The sequence below is a fragment of the Bartonella sp. AA23NXGY genome (assembly GCF_042197165.1).
Classification (GTDB): domain Bacteria; phylum Pseudomonadota; class Alphaproteobacteria; order Rhizobiales; family Rhizobiaceae; genus Bartonella.
This window is the reverse complement of the sequence record NZ_JBHIRO010000049.1, coordinates 1-3,056: the sequence shown is the minus strand read 5'-3', so window position 1 is coordinate 3,056 and position 3,056 is coordinate 1. Positions and strand designations below refer to the sequence as shown.

General features: G+C 41.3%; 1 pseudogene. It reads right to left on the bottom strand.

Features of this window, described 5'->3' with window-relative positions:
• A pseudogene (locus ACFINY_RS09515) lies at positions 1-3,056 on the bottom strand (hypothetical protein); the annotation flags it as partial.

Genomic DNA, 3,056 nt, shown 5'->3' with positions numbered 1-3,056 from the left:
GACGAACTACCATCAGAATTGAATTGTGAAACCTTGAATTCCGGAGCCCTCCATTCGCCACCTTCATAGCTAGCTCCCCCTCCTAAATACATCGCTAGCGTCTGATGCAAGGAATAAAGCTGATTGCCCGTAATCGCCTCTGTCGAACCTTCAGAAATATCGCCATCTAAAACTGACTTCAGTTTGCTCTTACTTCTTTTATCTCCCTTCCCATGAAGCGCTACAAACGCACTGTCTTCATCACTCCACAACAACGCATTCTGCTCAATATTGTCTGAAATCTCATTATGAAGCTTTGTAAAGGAATTGCTTACACCAGCAAACGCTTCCGCAATATTAGGGTAGCTATGCTCTTCTGGACTACCATCATCATTAAATGTCGTAACTTTGAAAGTAGGTGCTACCCATTGACCATCTTCATAGTGAGCTCCACCACCAAAATAAGTCGCCAGCGTCTGATTCAAGGAATAAAGCTGAGAACCATTCACTGCTTCCGTCGAGCCTTCAGAAAGTGTTCCAGCTTTCACGCCAGAGAGACTACGTGCATCACCATTCATGTTTGAAATTGTGATTGCACTACCCTCTTTTTCATCACCTATCTTGATTACCTTCGTAGCATCATCCTGCTTAACAAGACTATCTCCTACAACTTTATTAATCTCATTCTGAAGCTCTTTATGAATATTCATGAATGAATCACCAACACCAGCAAAGGCAGACGCAACATCATCATAGCTCTGCTCTTCAACGGCACTGCCATCTTCTTTGACGATCTTAACTTTGAAGCTTGGAGCACTCCATTGACCTTCCTTATATTCAGCGCCACCACCTAAATAAGTTGCAACAGTCTTATTCGTATCAAAAAGCTGAGAACCATTGACCACCTCACTTGAGGCTTCCGAAAGCGTTCCTGCTTTCACACCGGAAAGAGTCCGTGCGGCACCATCAATATTCGAAAGCTTAACTTCTGTACCACTCTTTTCACCCCCTACACTAATAACATGTGTCTTTTCATCTTGTTTAACAAGACTATCTCCCACAACTTGGTTAATCTCATTCTTAAGCTCTTTGTGAATATTCGTGAATGAATTCCCTACACCAGCAAATGCTTTAGCAACATCATCATAACTTTGCTCTTCAACAGCACTGCCATCTTCTTTGACGATCTTAACTTTGAAGCTTGGAGCACTCCAATGACCTTCTTTATATTCAGCGCCACCACCAAAGGATTTAGCTATATTCGTAGCTGTTGTTTCAAGATTGTTAGATACACTGCTTACATTTTGATTGGTCGCAAAAAGCTGAGAACCATTGACCGCATCACTTGAGCTTGCAGAAACCTCTCCATTGGAAAGAAATGTAATCTTACTCTTGCTTTCCTTCTCTCCATGCGTCGCTACAAACGCCTCTGCGGCCTTATCCCACAACAGCGCATCGCCTTGAACTTCCTGAGTAATATTCGTGATGTTTTCAGTAAGTTCATTAAACTTATTCGTTAGGTTGTTATTCACATTCTTGAAATTCGTATCAATACCTTCAATGGCTAAACCAACATCACCATAGGATTTTTCTACTACCTCGCCTTTTGCATCAACACTGGATAATTTATAGGTTGGATCCGTGAAAGTACCATCTTTAAAGCTTGTACCTCCACCTAAGTATTTCGCAATATCCTGAGAAACCTTAGAAATCTGACCGCCATTAACCGCATCATGCGAATTCTCACTAATCTGACCTTCGGCAACATTATGCAAACCTACAGGTGTAGAACCCTTACCTTTACCCAAAGTCACACTCGCATAATTAGTGCTGCTATTATCATCACCTTGTTTATCATAGTGAACAACAGCCGATTCATCAGACTGAAGATTATTAGAAAGCTCCTTCAGACTTTTATCAAGCTGACCTTTGTTAACTGCTTCATTATCCCTTGTCGCTGTCTTAATACCTGAAAGTATTCTATCTTGGCTTTCCTTATCCGCAATACTGATGCTCGCACCTTCTTTTTCACCACCAAGCTTGATTACATTTGTCGTGTCATCAAACTTAACAAGACTATCTCCTACAACTTTATTAATTTCATTCTTAAGCTCCTTGTGAATATTCGTGAATGAAGCCCCTACACCAGTAAACGCTTTGGCAACATCATCATAACTTTGCTCTTCAACGGCACTGCCATCTTCTTTGACAATCTTAACTTTGAAACTTGGAGCCGTCCAAGCGCCACCTGCATAACTAGCATCACCACCTAAAGACTGCGCAACACTGTTACCTAGAGCATATAGCTGATTTCCTGTTACAGCATCGCTTGAGTCTTTAGTGATATCCCCATTTGCAAGCGACGTTATCTTGCTGTTCGTCTTGCTTTCCTTGTACCCATGCTTGGCTACAAACGCCTCTGCGTCCTTATTCCACAACAGCGCATCGCCTTGGACAGATTCTGTGATATTCGTGACTTTGTCATTAAAGTCTTTAACCACATTCGTGAAAGAATTACCAACACCTGAAAGAGCTTCTGAAACACTATCGTACTCAGCTTCTTCTGATGTGCCATCTTCTTTAAGGTGTGTAACTTTAAATCTAGGCAACAACCATTGATTTTTCTCATACTTAGCATCACCGTTTAAGTACGATGCAAGATCTTTTCCTAAGGAATAAAGTTGGGAGCCATTTACTGCATCTGTAGATTCTTTCGTAATATCTCCTGCCGCAAGGAACTTAATCTTGCTATTTGTCTTTGCACCGTCTTTTCCTCCATGCAAGGCTACAAAGGATTTTTCACCCTCGCTCCATGATAAAGAATCTTGTGCAACTCCTTCTGAGACTTCCTTAATACGCTGATTCACATTTTTGATATTCTCATCAAGTCCTTCAAATGCTAAACCAACATTGGTAAAGGCTTTTTGTGTTACCTCACCATCTTCAGAAACGCGAGATAAGTTATAAGTAGGGTTAGTAAAGCTACCGTCTTTAAATGCCGCATCGCCACCAAGGAATTTAGCTACATTCTGAGAAATCGTGTTGATCTGACTACCATTAATCGCATCATGTGAACC